Raw genomic sequence first — 16,307 nt, forward strand, 5'->3', positions numbered from 1 at the left:
CCACCTAACGACCCATTTTTTTTGCTGTAAGGACGACCGCATGATTTCTCTAAACAAAAAGCGCACCGCCTTGAATACATTTCAATCCGTTGCCGCCATCACCACCGCCGCCGTTGCCATCACTATGATCGCTGGCTGCAACACCGCGAAAAAACCAGGCGACATGATCAAACGCAGCGGGCAGGAAATCGTTGTCGCAGGCCAACTCTTTAACGTCGGCGCACCTGTCGTCCTCTGGATGGATGAAGGTGGCTACGATGCATACCGAGTCGATAAACGCTTTGGCGATTATCAATATGCCAAGTGGGAACACAATAAAGATAAGCTTGACACCCCCAATCGCTACAACCTTCGCTACGGAAAAACCACACAGGAAAAATGGGACCCAGATCAGATCGAACAACTCCGTGGTGGTGGCTGGGACCTAAAAACCCTCCAAGACACCGTGGATCAATTCGTCTACCACTACGATGTCTGCGGCACCTCCGAACGCTGCTTCAAAGTCCTCCACGACATGCGAGGCCTCTCAGTCCACTTCATGCTCGACATCGACGGCACCATCTATCAAACCATGGACCTCAAAGAACGCGCTTGGCATGCCGGCACTTCTAACGACCGATCCATCGGTATTGAGATTGCCAACATTGGTGCTTATTCCGACAAAGAACTCGCCAAAGACGGTACGTTAGACAAGTGGTATGGCTCCGACAAAAACGGCGACACCATCATCACACTTCCAGCATACATGGGTGATGGCGGCATCCGAACCCCTAATTTTGTAGGCAAACCGTTTGAAAACGATCCAACTGTTGGCAAAGTCCAAGGCCGCAAACTCACACAATATGACCTCACTCCCGAACAATACGATTCACTGATCAAACTCACCGCCGCACTCTCCAAAGTCTTCCCCAAAATCAAACTCGATTACCCCCGCGGCGAAGATGGTAAACTCAATACCAAAGTCCTCATCGGTGATGAACTCAACAACTACCAAGGGCTCATCGGACACTACCATATCTCAAAACGTAAAATTGACCCCGGCCCTGCCTTCCAGTGGGACTACGTTATCGAAGAAGCTAAAAAGCTCAACAAGTAAACAACCACAAATCAGTCAACCAAACCGACGATCATACGTCGGTTTTTTTATGCGCGGCTCACGTCTTCACTCGCTTACGATACACACTCGGCGTCACACCTCGGTATCGTTTGAACACCGTTGCAAAATACTGACTAGATGAATAGCCCATTGCACACGCAATCTCTGACACACTTTGATTCGTTTCATGCAACCGTTCTGCAGCAAGATCAATACGTTTGCGTTGCACATAATCAACCGGCGACATCCCCACTTCTTTTTGAAATGTATGCTTAAACCGAGAAACCGACAAGCACACCAATTCCGCCAAGCACTCAATCGAAATCTCCCCCTCAAGATGCGATTCAATGTAGTTCAGCACTCTCACCATCATCGCTGAATGTTTAACACGACCCTCTCGCTTAGCACAATCCAAAACACACAGAAGAAACTGACGTAACTCATGCCGTACACGGTGCAGCCTAAACTCACCTACTTCATCATCATTGGCCACAAAGACATTGCGTAAACTCTTCTTATATTCCGTTCCCCCGGAGATATGGCGGGGCCGTAACTTCGCAAGCGTCTGCAACAACATTCGCTCCATATCAAGATCATTGCCTTTTATTCCACCAGCAATCTCTGATAAATCCACCACCAACCAATACAACTGCCCCTTCTCTTCCGGTGCATCCCCAGTTGAATGCAATTCTCCTGGCCATGTAAAAAACAAATCCCCGCCTCGCAACACATACTGCTCTCCCTCAACCACATACGTCTGCCGCCCCGACTCCAAATAACATATTTCAACGCACCCAGGATGCAGATGCTCTTCTATTTGCCCTCTCGCAGATAAATACCGATACCGCCCGAGCACAACATACGGATTGCACCCCTGCTCTCGCAGCAGCAAAACACGACGATCTTCCCTGCTATCCTGCTTGATATGCGTCACTTCATCCACGCCATCATGATAGCATCCCCTCGCTTTTCGCCTACCAAAGATCTGTTCAAAATCGTGCTGAATCTATCTTTGAACGCTTTTTTCTTTGCAATCTGAAACAATCATTCCTTATCAATTGACACAAGGAGATCCACATGAAACCGATAATCATCGAACCATTCAAACTAGACGCCGATCTGAAACTAACACAGGAACACAAAGATTTTTTCAAACAGAACGGCTTTCTCTCACTCGCCAACATCACCCATACCGAAGACCTCGACAAAGTTCGCGTGAGTTATGATCGTATTTTTGCCGAACAAGCAGGTCGCAACGAAGGCAACCAATTCGACCTCGGTGGCACAGACGAAGACGACGCACCTCCAAACCTCCCGCAAATTCTTCACCCTGATAAATACGCACCAGAAATGCGGCAAAGCGCCCTCTACGCCAACGTGCAAACCATCATCCAACAATTCCTTGGCCCGGAAGCGACCACTGACTTCCATCACGCCATCCTCAAACCCGCAGGCCACGGCATCGCCACACCTTGGCACCAAGATGCCGCCTACTGGGATCCCAACTTGCTTCACAAAAGCGTCAGTATCTGGACCCCGCTTCAAGAAGCCACCCTTGAAAACGGCTGCATGCACTTTGTCCCCTACACGCAAAACATCGAAATCGTCGAGCACAGACACATCAACAACGACCCTAAAATTCACGCACTGGAACTCACCGAAGCTGCCATGCCGCATGTCAAAAATGTTGTCGCTTGCCCACTCTCACCCGGGGGCGCCACCATTCACAACGGCTACACACTTCATTACACCCCTCCCAATCGCTCCGCCACCCCCCGCCGCGCCCTTATCCTCGGCGGCAGCATCCCCGCCACGCAACTCGATAAACAGCGCACCTTCTCTTGGCAAGAGAACGAACAAACCGCCCGCCTCGCGCGTGCCGCGGCGGCAAACAAAAACACATAACCAATCCCTCTATAACATAAACCCGCGCAATAAAAAAAGCCTGCAAATGCAGGCTCTTACAATATCCTCAATCCTTAAAGTCACTCCGCCCCATCGAGGGCCAACACCGCACACGCATTGTTCTGAGATTCATTCACTTCACGCGTCGGCACAGTGTAATGATTGCACATAAACGAAAAGATATACTTCGGCTTGCCCGGCTCCGCATCGATATAACCCGACAACGTCCGTACATAACCGATATACCCTGTCTTCGCATGCACCTTTCCCTTCACCCCTTCTTGCTTCATCCGTTTCCAAAGCGAACCATCCACACCACCCACCGGCAACGAATCATAAAACGCCTTCTTCGCCAACGACTTCGTCGCCATGTATCGCAGAATATGTGTCATCTGCTGTGGCTGATAATGATTACGCCGAGCGAGTCCTGAGCCATCAAAGATCATCGCCTGCCCATAGTTAGGCACACCAATCCGTTTCATCCAATCCTTCACCGCTTCTGCACCACCCGCATACGACCCCTTCCTCCCTGTCTCCACTGCAAGCGTTCGGTACATCTGGTCCGCGAATAGATTGTGTGAAATCTTGTTCACCTGCTTCACCAATTCCGACAACGGTTCAGAAAAATGCGTCACCACAGCCTTCCGCTGCGCATAATCAATCCCTTCAAGTTCACGCTTCTGCAAGCTCAACACATTGATCGCTTTCCCACCTACTTCGATCCCTTCCTTTTCGAGTGCGGCCTTAAACATATGTGCTGCATACAACGGCGAGTTCCACACCGTTCCCCGCTCGCGATACGTCTTACGATCAATCGCCACATTACCTGAAACATAAATCACGTTCGACTCTGGCGCTCGCCACACAACATCAGCGGTCGTATCTTTGCCTGCCGCTACTGTCTTCGTCTGATTCACAACCTTGAAGTAATCTGTCTGCGGCACCACGCGCAGCTTCGCAGGATCGCCTTCCTTCCTACCCGGCGAAATATACACGCGGAACGCATTCTCTTCGATAGCTAAGCCGCTCGTGCCTGCTGCATACCAGTACGGCACGTCACTGATTACCCAGTCGCCGTTGTAGTATTCCTTCGTAAAGATTCGCCCATCACCAATGATCCGCCCATGCACACGCGTGATCCCTGCTTTGCGCACCTCACGTGCCCACTTCGCAAACAGCCGAGCCGAACCGGACTTATCATCCGGATGCCACGCACCAAGCGATGGATCACCCGAACCAACAATGATCAAGTCACCGTTCAGCGCCCCATTGCGCACTGTCCCCAATGAATCAACCCTTGTTTCATATCGATAATCTTCACCAAGTGTGTCCAGCACCGCCGCCGATGTGAACACTTTCATGTTCGATGCAGGCATGAATTGCTTCTGGCCGTTCTTGTGATAAACCACATTGCCGGCCGCATCTTCGACGCGCACACCCCAAAACGCGTTGTCGTACTTCGAATCATTAAAAATTTTGTCTAGCTTTTCTTTAATCGTTCCGGCTTGCTTTGCGTCCTCAGCAAAGTTGGCCGTCGTCAACATCATCATCGTCACCAGCAAAACACAAAAGCTGGCAAGCAAAGCATACGTACGCGTCTGTTGTTTCTTCATAACATCGTCCCTGCTTACAACTTCAATAGACTTCTAAACACAACGGCCAATCGCCAACCCAAACAAACCACCCCTACTTCGCTAACTGCTGCCAACCTTCTTCAATCACCAGTGGCTGCGGATATGTCACAAACGCCAACACTGCCCGGTGATACCGCTTCCAGATTTCCAATTGATCTACCTTGTTCGCATCGCGATGCAACTCAAACGTAATGATCGGAATCTTCAAATCATTCCCAGCCCATGAACCCAGTGACCCCGGCCGCGAACCCAACTTCTTCACTGGCAAGTCGCAATAACCCGCCAAAAATGCTGCTATCTTTTCTGCCGGTCCGTCGTAATCAATACAACGTAGAGGCTGGTGCATCACAATGATCCGATCCGGCATCTCCGCCAATACCAAATCACGCAACACCCGACTCTCCGGCTCCGTCAATCCCTCGCTACCATATCGCTTCGAGTTTTTACGCCCTTTTGCATTAAAGTTCCTGTTCAAATCAATCCCGTTGGCGTTATAACGCACCCCCTTCTTGACACCATCAGGATTGATCGCCGGCACAATTACAACTCGACGGCCACGCACCAAATCCGGGTGATCCTTCATATAGCCGATAAGTTGCCACAGCATCGGTGTGCTGGCCGCTTCATTCCCATGAATCCCACCCACAATCAATACGGTCTGCACATCCGTTGAGGTCGCCTCTTCCTCACATGTCAGCCGTATCACAGGAATCGCCCTGCCCAGTACCGACTGACCAATGATCTCTCGATCCGCATTCAACGATTTAATGACTGAACCGTCTCGCACCCCATGCGCACGGTCTGCAGCTCCCCCTGGTGCACTGCAGCCACCCATCCACAGGAACATCAACAACCCCAAAAACGTAACAGCCAATGAGCGATGATTCATGCCCAGAATATAACAGTTGCATAACTTATTGCTCAAGTCTTATACTACAAAATATAACTTTTCAGCCTCCAAGCATCATCAATCCGCCTGTCCGGAGCCTTCCAAACATGATCCTTCCCAAACACCATCTCAGCCACACCCCAATTGCCCCACTTATTCTTGCTCTCTTCACTTTCGCCCTCATCACCGGCTGTACACAGCAAGCCAAAGTCGATCCTGCACCCACCGTCACCAAAACCAAATATGATAAACTCCTCGAACGTGTTGCTGCCGACAAACCGCTGACCGCCGAGGAAATCATCGACACGCTCGAGAATAACCGCGACCCTTGGCAAGCTTGGGGCGAAGACGATTTCCCCGTCTACCCAGCTGAAAAATACCTCAAAGACTGGGTCATCGTGCTCGATCCCGGTCACGGCGGCGATGCTCACAAGAAAAACTGGAAACGCGGCCCCACCGGCGTCCGAGAAGCAGAAATCAATCTCCGTGTCGGACTCATCCTGAAAACTCTCCTCGAACACGCCGGTGCGCAAGTTCAACTCACCCGTGATGATGATTCCTACGACATGGGTCTTGCCGCCCGCGCTGAAGTCGCCAACACCATCGTCCGTCATGACGGCGGCACCGGTGCCGACCTCTTCGTCTCTCTCCACCACAACGCTTCCGGCCCAACTGCCAACTACTCCACCGTTTGGTTCCACGGCCCCGTCAAATGGTCCGAGCCCGATCTCGACCCCGCGAAGTATGTCGCGCATCGGCTCGGCGCAGCCCTCCGCACACAAGTCGGAAAAACCTCACCCCTCATGAACGATCAGCAAATGTATAAAGACGGTTTCGGCGTCCTCAAACAAACCACCGTCCCCGCCTTCCTTTGTGAATCAACCTTCCATACCAACCCTGATGAAGAGCAACGGCTCCGTGATGCGGAATACAACCTCCGCGAAGCCTACGCCATCTACATGGGCCTCGCTGAATACGCCTACGGCGGCCGCCCTACACAATCCGCCCCCGTCATTAAAAAAGTCGGCTCCGACTTCATCGTTACCACCAAACTTGACGACGGCTCCGACAAAGGCTGGTGGGGCCACGACAAAGAACGCACCATTGCTTCATCCATCAACCTCTCCATAGACGGCGTGAATCTCCAAACCTCTTACAACCCAGAAACCAAAGAACTCGTCGGAAAAATTACGGAAGCAGAATTGCCTCTCGCAGAAAAACCCCGCGAACTCTGGATCAACCACATCAACATGTTCAAGCACTCCAACTACCCGCAGCGTTACAACTTCAAACAAGAAGCAACTACAACCGACAAAGGCGCTGCCGCAAAACCATTACCTGTGAAACGCAATGGCCTTGACAACTAGCGTCTAATACATGATTAGAGATACATCGTGTGGCTCGATCGTGTTGAGCCGTGCGACAATCTGATTCCCCACAAGGCCCTGCGTTTACAGCCGCGGGGCTTTTTCACGCGCCCCAAGCCCACGGATTCCATCTGTGGGTTCACTTCATGCTTGCAACCACATCATTCGTGCAATTCACCTTCCGAGCGCTGCAGACGAGGTATCATCCTCTCCTCTTAAAAAACCTACCTCCTCACATGACCAAAATATCGCTTGCCACCCCCCCCATGTCACATTAGACTGGCAAGGTATCTAGGTGATCTCATCATGTAATTTCTGAGGGCCACAATATGCAATCGAACCACTTCCTTATGTACGTCAAGACCGCTACTGCTTGCCGTACATCTTGCTTGCCACTGCTGATCCTCCTCACCCTCACTGCAGCAACACTGCTCGCCCCCACCACCGCCTCCGCCATGCTCAACCCCAAGCTCGGCCGCTTCATGCAACGTGACCCTTTGAACCAAGACCAAACTGGCGGCGGATACCAAGATGGGCTGAGTTTATATCAGTATGTGAAAAGTAGCCCAATTATCAACCACGACTCTTCAGGAAAACAAATCCCTGGTGAGTATCCGTTCCCAGGCAGACTTCCAGATTTTGGTGGACCTAATGGCCCTAGACTTCCCAAAAATGGTTCTTACGCATACCTACTTGGTCAACTCAAATCTCTTTGCAACGACAAGTGTCTTGGCGAATGCCCGGAAAGTTGCACTAAAGAGAAGTGTTTGCAAGAAGCAGAGTCAATCGCGAGAGCTTATTCAAACACTGTTGCATCCAAAAGAGCAGATGATTGGCTCTTTGATGGCTGGATAACTGATCGTCGTGGCGGCAAGTTATGCTACCAATGGCGATCTACGATCTATAGATCACTAAATATTGATAGTCTAAATAATGGCGGTTATAGTTGCTTTAAGTTTGCAGCAGCAGCAAGTGCAAGCCCCTATACAACATATCATAACTGGGTTAATGTTACCGTATCCGATGAAGCTAAGCCAAATGGTGGCTGCACAAAAAGACTCGATCCTTGGAGCGGGAAAGGCAACCCATCAATTTATGATGATTCAAATCATGGATACAGGTGCACAGCCATTGGGCACCCTAAAGGGCCGCCTTACTGGGGCTGGGGCGGTGACTATTATGAAAATGGGAGAAGGTATCCGTCATGGACAGTTCCATATTAAACTGATAAAAACAATGCACTGTTGCAAAGTCAACTGGTTACGAAGGCAAGATCATTGCTCATTTAATATGAATAACATTTCCATATTTAAACCATTAACTGTTTTTTACTTAACCATATCAATCTCTACAGTAACAGGCTGTATGTTGTACTTTGAACTTTCCCAATCATTTATATTTAAGAACAAGGCTTTGCCATATAGATTCGCTGCCATGTTTTTCTTACTTTCCCCTTTTCTGGGACTAATTACATATGTATTTCATAAACGCCTATCCAACACATCAACTTGCTTCCAAAAGTTTCTAGCTTACATCGAGCTAATGCTGGCAACACTCTGCTACGCTGCATTGTATTATGGACGAAGCAATTGATCAGTATTCTAAAATAGGGTCCCGCTGTTAAAACCATTCTTCCCTACAGCAAAACACTACCCCCCCAAACTCGCCTGCCACATCACCCAAGCTGGATTATCTTCAGCGCCGACATGCCGGTCCGCATCGATCTCCCGATCCATAGGCGACTCAGGCAGATAATGATCCATAAAACTCAGCACTTCCTGCCAAAGTGTTCGGCGGTACAGATGCGTCCAATGATCATCCGTCTTAAAAATAAGCAACTCTGAATTCTCTGGCCGAGCCGCAAGAATCTGCTCGCTCGCAGAGAACGGGCAAATCTGATCACTGTCACCATGCAATAGTAAAAGCGGGGCGTCCGTTTGTGAGATCACTGCTGCCGGCCCGTGCGCATCCGGATCAACACCCAAACGATCCGCAGCAATCTCAATCGCACTCGGGATCGTCTTCTCGTTCCCGATCGTCATGATCAAACCATAAACCTTCGGCCGAAACAGCTTCGCAATGTTCGTTGCCGCACCGGAAAAATCGCGCAACCAATTATGCGGCGAGATCCCCAGCACTGCCTCGATCCGTTTGTCATAAGCAGCCGCGTAAATCGACATCATCGCACCATACGAATGCCCCATGATTCCCAGCTTGCCCGCCACTTTCCCCTTCCTCTCAAGATCATCTATCAGCTGCGAAATATCCTTCGCTTCATACAACCCAAAACCAATCTCATCTCCAGTCGAATCGCCATGCCCGCGCATATCCGGCATCACCACCCTGTAACCATAATTCGACAGCATCCCTGCTAAGTGCCACAGATATGGATTCTCGCGCACACTCCCTCCAAGCCCCTGCAATAAAATGATCGTTCCGATCGGCTCTTTCTCCATCGCCACTCGCTCATCCACCGATACCACTGGATGACCCAACACTAAAATCTGCGGCTCTCCCCCATATACCGGCGCATTGAATTCATAGTTGTGCTCGATCAGCGCAGGCCTATCCGATGGCTGCCCATCCTCTTCGTCTATCTTTTCGCCCAACCGATCCAGCCACACCGTTTGCTTCCGCACCGCATGCTCATCCAAATCCCGTGACATCCGCGTCATCACATAATAAAACTTTCCCTTTGGCTCCACCGTGTAGTAGGCCATCCTTGCTATAGGTGGCCCCACCTCTACCACATCCACATCATTCAGCATGCAGCTGTAGTTCAACCCAACATGCTTACCATCTTCAAGCATCCGCGACACAATCGATCGCTGTCCACCGTTCGGTCCTTTCAGCACCTGATCTGCGATCATGTGATCCAGGCATCCACCCGATGCTATCGCGATCCCCACCAGCAGAAATAGCCGCAGCCATGCCGGTACCCATTGGCATTTCACTTTGTCCACACCGACTCCAGTCATGAAAATTGTTCATCTAAATCAGATTCGCACCCTGAAGCGACCGCTGACTCAAATTCAGCATAACGACCCCGCCACCCCGCTGTAAATACGCTCTTGCGACATGCCTATTGCGACATTCCGATTTTCGTACTAAATCTCAAAAAAATCACGAAATATATCATTGATTGACCAAATAAAACCCAATCACGACCTTTTTGGAAATCCCTCTGATCAAAGATGGTTGAGCAAAATTGCTGCGACACACAAAGTCGGCTATGCTTTCTTGCGTGTGGCCTCGCATGGCGAGTTTGAGCCCAATCTTCCGGTGGGCCAATCAGTTTACCCACCATATTTATATTGCTTCATTCACTTATATCCTGCATACTTATAGAATGTTCATAACAATGTTGGTTATGAATCGGGACTTGGCCTTGCCGGTGAATGACGCTTCCCATTTCGGGTAAGATCACTCCCAGCCACCGCCTGGTTGTATGGTTCAACAGGGCCGATCGTTAGGCTCGACTGAACCTAAGTTACACTTGGTTATAAGAACAGCGACAAGCACTTGAAGCCATCCGAATTTCGGATCAGTGCGTTTCGAGTTGAGAGTGCTCAAGCTGGGGGCAACGCATGGCGACATCAACAAACACGCTTAATCCTATCGAACCCAAACCCGGATGCCCGCTTTACGAAGTCGTTAAGGAGACGGTCGTACAGGCGATTGAGTCCGGACACTTTCACTCTGGCGAGCGCATGCCCAGCACCAAAGAACTGTCTCGGCAGCTCAGCGTGTCACTTGTCACCGTCCACCGCGCCCTGCAGGACTTGGTCAACGTGGGCTATCTTGAGCGCACTCAAGGCCGCGGTACATTTGTCGTCGAAGACCGTAAAGCACGCTCACGCGAGTTTCGCTTCGGTTTGGTAATTCGCAAGGAAGCTTCTATCGCTGACATTTATCACAGCCAAATCCTTGAAGGAATGCGGCTTGCCTCACACGAAAACGCCATCGACCTGAACATGATGCATTATGAAAACGATCCAAGACAGGATTGTGATGCCCATCTATTAGTAAATCCAACCGGCATTCAGATCGAAGAGTATGCAGGAAAGGTCAGCCGCAATCAGCCAATCCTGATTGTTGGCACACACTCACAAGTCAAAAACGCGGAATCAATCGACGTAGACAACGCGAACCTTGCTCAGCAGGCGATCCGTCACCTGCACGGACTGGGGCATCAGCGGTTCTGCTTAGTAGTTGGTGCAAAAGAACTGAGTACCAGTCAAGACCGTGTCCGTGGTTTTGAACAGGTGTGCAATGAACTGGGAATCTCACCGGACAATCGGGTGATTGTGCAGGCGAGTAGCTGGCATTTGCTGCCGCAGGACAAGATGAAGCTCAAAAGTGTGCTGAACACAAATAATCGCCCTACTGCAGTATTCGCAGGCGGTTATTTCCTCGCACTGGATACGTATGACGCGATCGCAACGGTCGGGCTCCGGATTCCAGACGACATTTCTGTGGTAGGCGTGGATGATCCAGCAAGCGCAGCTCACCTATCGCCACCACTTACAACACTGCGTCAACCACTCGTGGACATTGGCTACAACGCTGTCACCACGATGCGCGAGTTTCTTGTGAACCATGATCAGCAATTACACAGCCAAATGCTTCAGCCTGAATTAGTGATCCGGAAATCATCGGGCTCACCCAAGCTTTAACGACATAACAAGCCACGCCATTCACTAACGGGGCGGCTGTTGCGTGACACAAAGGGAATAATCGAAGGGGGATTTTGCCATCCTTATACGATTCTCAACACTCTTGAGTACGAAAATCGTCCAACTATAAATCCTCATAAATGGTTATATCTCCTAGCAAGGAGATCAAGTATGTTATGGAACATTTTACAACGACCAATTGATCTTGATGCACAAAAATCTCCCACAAAGCCAAAACTTTAAAGCCTTTTTTTCTAGATAATTAAACCAAAAAACTACTGACAGAATTCAGATGTTTTTTTAATGATGAGTGGCACCCGGGGAATCGTGAATGATACAAACTTTTAGTTGACTTAACCCTAAAACGCGCAGTATATTATATAACTATCTGGCGCAGACACCGCGTCGGTTTGTGCGGAAAACAAACGTTGAGATTTCTTTGGGATAATCCCATCGGGAAAAAGCATTTCTTGTCTGGCCCGATCTCAATATTTGCAAACCCATCAGTGCCTGTGCTGGTATGAATCCGTATGAATGCCGACTGGAAAAACTCGGTCCCCCAGCCGCAGAGTCGCAATGTCTGTTGAACATGGCTGGTGACATGCATGATGGTTAGAGAGAGTCGATGAGTTACACGCTTGCTGAATTTGGGCCGCTGGATTGGTTAGTGATTGCGGGATACATGGCTATTATGGTCGTGATTGGGCTGCGTGCATCGCGGGGGCAGAAGGACGAAGAAACCTACTTCTTGGGCGGCCGGAATATTCCGACCTGGGCGGCAAGTTTGTCAGTACTGGCAACCGCACTTTCAGCAGCAACATTCATCGGGGTTCCCCAAAACGCATTCAATAATGACGTGTCGTACCTGATCCTGAACATCGGTGGGATTATCGCGGCATTCTTGGTGGCTTACATGCTGATCCCAGCTTTTTACAAAGCGGGAACAGTCACGATCTACGGCTACCTCGGCCAGCGGATGGGAACAGGAGCGAAGATTGCGGCAAGTATCACGTTCTTTCTTGGACGGCTACTCTCATCAGGTTCACGATTCTTCATGGTGGGCTTGCCATTTGCACTGCTGATCTTTGGTGAAAAATTTATCGATCCTTCGTACGAGAGCATGTCATTCTTCGAACGGCTAATCCATCAAGATTCTTATCTCATTATCACGCTGATCATCCTTGGGATTATTGGTGTGGTTTACGTAGCCTTCGGGGGGATCACCGCGGTGATCTGGACTGACGTGATCCAGTTCTTTGTCATGACAGGCGCGGTGGTGGTTGCGATCGGGATCATCTGGTTTAGCTTGCCAAAAGATGTGAATATCTGGGAAGAACTGACAAAGGCAAAGCAGTTTGAGAACGCAAAAGTCGTAGTGGACGATTCGGGAAATGCGGTACTGAATGAGGATGGGGACGAGATCATTACAGCAACGCCGGTGTTAAAAGGCGACGAACAAGTCACCAAGAATAAACTGAACTTCTGGGACTGGGGCTATGCGATTCCAAAGGAAGAAACAACCAAAGCAGATATAGATACTATCGCTGCTAAAGCAACCGCAATTGATGGTGGCATTAAGGCCGAGCTTGAAGGCGGTAAAGCGGTGAAGGCAACAATTGCGGACGGAGCAATAGATTTAGCCGTCGAAAACACAACTCCCCCACAGCAAGGCGTGATTGCACGGTTCTTCAGCGGGTTTGAATATTGGAAAGCATTTACGTTCATGGCGGCTCTGGCTTCAATCTTGGGAACAATGGCGAGTTATGGTGTGGACCAAGATATGGTCCAGCGCACCATGACAACACGAAGTGCAAAAAAATCGAGCTGGTCAATGATCAGTGCAATCCTACTTTCGATTCCTGTTGTCTTGTTGTTTGTGATCGTGGGCTTGATGCTATCACTGTACTACGCACGGCCGGATATTATGAACCCGGCATCGGTCATCTCTGAAGACAATTCAAAGTATGTCTTCCCAATCTTTTTGAAGAATGAGATGCCAACGATTATTGCAGGTGCTGCTGTGGCAGGCTTGCTTGCAGCAGCGATGTCGACCTACGACAGCGCCGTGAACTCGATGTCATCCACAGCAGTAACGGACATCATTGCTCCGATCTGCAAGGCGAACGGCAAGACACTCAGTTCAAAAGAGATGCTGAAGTACTCACGGTTCATGGTGATGGTGGTTGGCGTCTTGCTGACTGCATTCGGAATCTTGTCGATCTACCTAGCTAGAACATTTGAAGACTTGCTGAGCTTCGCATTGGGTGTGATGTCATATCCTTATGCAGGATTGCTCGGCGTTTTCCTTGTCGCGATTCTGACCAAAAAGCGCGGCAATTCTTATTCCGCAATTGCGGCAATGGTCGTCGGTGCACTGTTGGTTTTGACGATGAACAACTTCTTGGCGGTACGATACTTCGTGGAATCACTGTTTGTAGCAGATATTGCCGAGAAAGAAGTATGGCTGGTGGGCAAGCATGCGATTGCGTGGCCGTTCTGGATGTTGATTGCGACACCGATTACTTTCACGATTTGTTTGCTCGGGAAATCGCCAGAGAAGGAAGCTGAAGCAAGTGATGCTTATGAGTTGAAGACGGAAGCCGTTACAACCGCTACAGAATAAACAGGAGACACACCTTGAACAGGGTATGTGTGAGGTAGAAAGCAAGGGTATTTTTCGGCTCGACAGAGCGGAAAGGATATCCGATAAGGGAGCTGGGCTGATTAGGAATGATTGATCACAAGGATGCCATTTCATTGGGGATTGATATCGGCGGGAGCGCGACAAAGATGTCGTTGCTCGTCGATGATGAAGTGGTTGTCTTGCGTGGCGAATATCATTATCGTCCGTCGCTGTCGCAGTTGGCCGATGAGATTACACGATTGTTGGATATGGTTCTGGTGAAGACGGACGGTGCGCGGAAACGTGACATTGTTGCGTCGGGTATTTCGCTTGCGGGACCGGTGAATTCGGAGGGGGTGCTTGAGCAAGCATCAAATATCCCTGCGATGGCCGGGTTAAATGTACGGGAATGGCTACCAGCAACACTGGGGATGGATCTCGACCCGCTAGCATTAACAGATGCAATGAGTGCAGCATTATGTGAGCACCAGTGCAATCCTGTTCAAGGCCGTGCGATTTATTTATCGATGGGGACAGGATTAGGTGGAGCGGTGTTGGATGATGGTGTGCCACTGGTGATTACACGGGGAACGCCGGGCCACTTCGGGCATTTAGATGTTTCGGGTGGTGAACTTAATGCACCGCAAATCCCGGGCTCGGGGCGCGGGTCGCTTGAAGCGTATGTGGGTGCGAATATGCTGCGTCATGCAGGTGTGCCGATTGAACAACCTGAGAAAGCAATGGGTCATCCGCGGATGCAAAAGGCAGTTAGCGCGTTAGCACGTGGCATACGGATTTTGCTGTCGATTTACCGTCCAAACTATGTGTTCTTGATGGGCGGGATGTCGGCGGTATTTGAGCCCGCTCTGCCAATGTTGCGTACCATGGTAGCGGATGGTTTAGCACCTGCTGCACCGGATCATTGGTTGATTGAACGTGCGGTGGCGGGGCCATTTGCAGCAAGTGTGGGCGCGGCAAGTGTGGCACAAGCAAAGGTACTGCGGGGCCGTCCGGCAAATGATGGTATGACCGAGACGGAAATTAGAATCCATCAGGCGTCGAGGCGCAAGGCGATCACCAGTGAGTAGTTTAGTCAGCAAGGCGAATGAATTTCCGGATCGGGGACACTTAACCACAGAGAAGCGTTTGGATGCGTCGCGGGAGTTAGACACACTTTCGACAGCGGATATGCTGCGCGTCATGAATGGACAAGATGCGCTGATCGCGGGGGTGCTGGGAGAAGCTGTACCAAAGATTGCAGGGTTGGTTGATGATGTTGTTGTGGGAATGAAACATGAGGGCCGATTGATTTATGTGGGCGCAGGAACGAGTGGACGGCTAGGCGTGCTGGATGCGAGTGAAATCCCACCAACGTTTCAGGCGGACCCGGGAATGGTGATTGGAATTATTGCCGGGGGTGACGGAGCGCTGCGGAAATCTTCGGAAGGGAAAGAAGATTTCTATGACGGATCGCACGACGAACTGGAAAGATTAGGTGTTGACGAACATGATGTTTTGGTGGGGATCGCTGCAGGAGGAACAACGCCGTATGTTTGGGGAGCGTTGGATTATGCGAAAAGACAAGGGGGGAAAACGGGGTTTGTGGGGTGCGTGCCGCTGGGTCCGATTCAGGAGAAGTTTGGGGTAGAAGTAGATCACTTGATTGAACTGATTGTCGGGCCGGAGGTGGTGACGGGCTCGACGCGGATGAAGGCGGGAACAGCAACAAAGCTGGCGCTGAACATGATCAGCACGATCACAATGGTGAAGCTTGGGAAGGTGTGGGGGAATCTGATGGTGGATGTGAAAGCGTCGAACGTGAAGCTAGTGGATCGCGCGGTGCGAATGCTGATGGGGCAGACGGAATTAGATCGCAGCGCAGCGACGAAGCTGCTTGAAGAATCGGGTGGTCATGTGAAGCTGGCGCTTGTAATGCATCATCAGGGCGTGAATACGGATGAGGCTAAGCGTTTGTTAGACGAGGCGGAAGGAATGTTGGGCCGGGTTGCGGGGCGACCAAAGTAATCGAGGCTGGGGGCGATGCTTGTGACAAGATGTGTGTGGATGTATAAACCTGGGTGGTAGGTCGTGGGGTCACGTGACAAAACCATAAAGTG

The 16,307-nt window shown here is 50.3% G+C and carries 12 protein-coding genes; 8 read left to right on the top strand and 4 right to left on the bottom strand.

Translation table 11 applies throughout. The features are described from left to right. Positions 1-40: 40 nt before the first annotated feature. On the top strand, positions 41-1,096 hold the full coding sequence (locus ACQ6WK_RS14555) for an N-acetylmuramoyl-L-alanine amidase (RefSeq protein ID WP_432798111.1): 1,056 nt from the start codon (positions 41-43) through the stop codon (positions 1,094-1,096). 58 nt (positions 1,097-1,154) lie between these two features. Here the strand turns inward: ACQ6WK_RS14555 and ACQ6WK_RS14560 are convergent, their stop codons facing one another. Continuing rightward, positions 1,155-2,039 carry an AraC family transcriptional regulator gene (locus ACQ6WK_RS14560; protein WP_432798112.1) on the bottom strand — a complete coding sequence of 295 codons (885 nt, stop codon included), beginning with the start codon at positions 2,037-2,039 and terminating at the stop codon, positions 1,155-1,157. A 134-nt stretch (positions 2,040-2,173) separates the two neighbouring features. On the opposite strand from ACQ6WK_RS14560, the gene ACQ6WK_RS14565 reads away from it, so the two are divergent. Beyond that, positions 2,174-3,001, top strand: coding sequence for a phytanoyl-CoA dioxygenase family protein (locus ACQ6WK_RS14565; RefSeq protein WP_432798113.1), 828 nt, complete (start codon positions 2,174-2,176; stop codon positions 2,999-3,001). Positions 3,002-3,081: 80 nt separating this feature from the next. Here ACQ6WK_RS14565 and dacB read toward each other — a convergent pair whose 3' ends face one another. Together dacB and ACQ6WK_RS14575 are read right to left on the bottom strand one after the other, a co-directional pair. Next, positions 3,082-4,614, bottom strand: a complete 1,533-nt coding sequence (dacB, locus tag ACQ6WK_RS14570) for a D-alanyl-D-alanine carboxypeptidase/D-alanyl-D-alanine endopeptidase (RefSeq protein WP_432798114.1) — start codon at positions 4,612-4,614, stop codon at positions 3,082-3,084. 73 nt (positions 4,615-4,687) lie between these two features. Then, complete coding sequence (locus ACQ6WK_RS14575) at positions 4,688-5,524, bottom strand: DUF2817 domain-containing protein (protein ID WP_432798115.1); 837 nt, start codon at positions 5,522-5,524, stop codon at positions 4,688-4,690. A 107-nt stretch (positions 5,525-5,631) separates the two neighbouring features. Here ACQ6WK_RS14575 and ACQ6WK_RS14580 point away from each other — a divergent pair, with 107 nt between their 5' ends. Together ACQ6WK_RS14580 and ACQ6WK_RS14585 are read left to right on the top strand one after the other, a co-directional pair. After that, on the top strand, positions 5,632-6,891 hold the full coding sequence (locus ACQ6WK_RS14580; RefSeq protein ID WP_432798116.1) for an N-acetylmuramoyl-L-alanine amidase family protein: 1,260 nt from the start codon (positions 5,632-5,634) through the stop codon (positions 6,889-6,891). Positions 6,892-7,220: 329 nt separating this feature from the next. After that, positions 7,221-8,114: a hypothetical protein gene (locus ACQ6WK_RS14585; protein ID WP_432798117.1), complete on the top strand. Its 894-nt coding sequence runs from the start codon at positions 7,221-7,223 to the stop codon at positions 8,112-8,114. A 426-nt stretch (positions 8,115-8,540) separates the two neighbouring features. On the opposite strand, the gene ACQ6WK_RS14590 is transcribed toward ACQ6WK_RS14585, so the two are convergent. Next, positions 8,541-9,869 (bottom strand): alpha/beta hydrolase, encoded by a 1,329-nt coding sequence (locus ACQ6WK_RS14590; protein ID WP_432798118.1) that lies wholly within the window; start codon positions 9,867-9,869, stop codon positions 8,541-8,543. Positions 9,870-10,478: 609 nt separating this feature from the next. Here ACQ6WK_RS14590 and ACQ6WK_RS14595 point away from each other — a divergent pair. The 4 genes from ACQ6WK_RS14595 to murQ all read left to right on the top strand — a co-directional run bounded on the left by ACQ6WK_RS14595 (position 10,479) and on the right by murQ (position 16,215). Beyond that, positions 10,479-11,567 carry a GntR family transcriptional regulator gene (locus tag ACQ6WK_RS14595; RefSeq protein WP_432798119.1) on the top strand — a complete coding sequence of 363 codons (1,089 nt, stop codon included), beginning with the start codon at positions 10,479-10,481 and terminating at the stop codon, positions 11,565-11,567. 625 nt (positions 11,568-12,192) lie between these two features. Further along, positions 12,193-14,190 carry a sodium:solute symporter family transporter gene (locus tag ACQ6WK_RS14600; protein WP_432798120.1) on the top strand — a complete coding sequence of 666 codons (1,998 nt, stop codon included), beginning with the start codon at positions 12,193-12,195 and terminating at the stop codon, positions 14,188-14,190. Between the two features lie 107 nt (positions 14,191-14,297). Continuing rightward, entirely contained in the window at positions 14,298-15,278 is a 981-nt protein-coding gene (locus ACQ6WK_RS14605) for an ROK family protein (RefSeq protein ID WP_432798121.1), read from the top strand. After that, on the top strand, positions 15,271-16,215 hold the full coding sequence (murQ, locus tag ACQ6WK_RS14610; protein ID WP_432798122.1) for an N-acetylmuramic acid 6-phosphate etherase: 945 nt from the start codon (positions 15,271-15,273) through the stop codon (positions 16,213-16,215). The genes ACQ6WK_RS14605 and murQ overlap by 8 nt, the downstream gene beginning before the upstream one ends. Positions 16,216-16,307: the final 92 nt, after the last annotated feature.

The sequence above is a fragment of the Poriferisphaera sp. WC338 genome (genome assembly GCF_050931845.1).
Taxonomy (GTDB): domain Bacteria; phylum Planctomycetota; class Phycisphaerae; order Phycisphaerales; family Phycisphaeraceae; genus Poriferisphaera.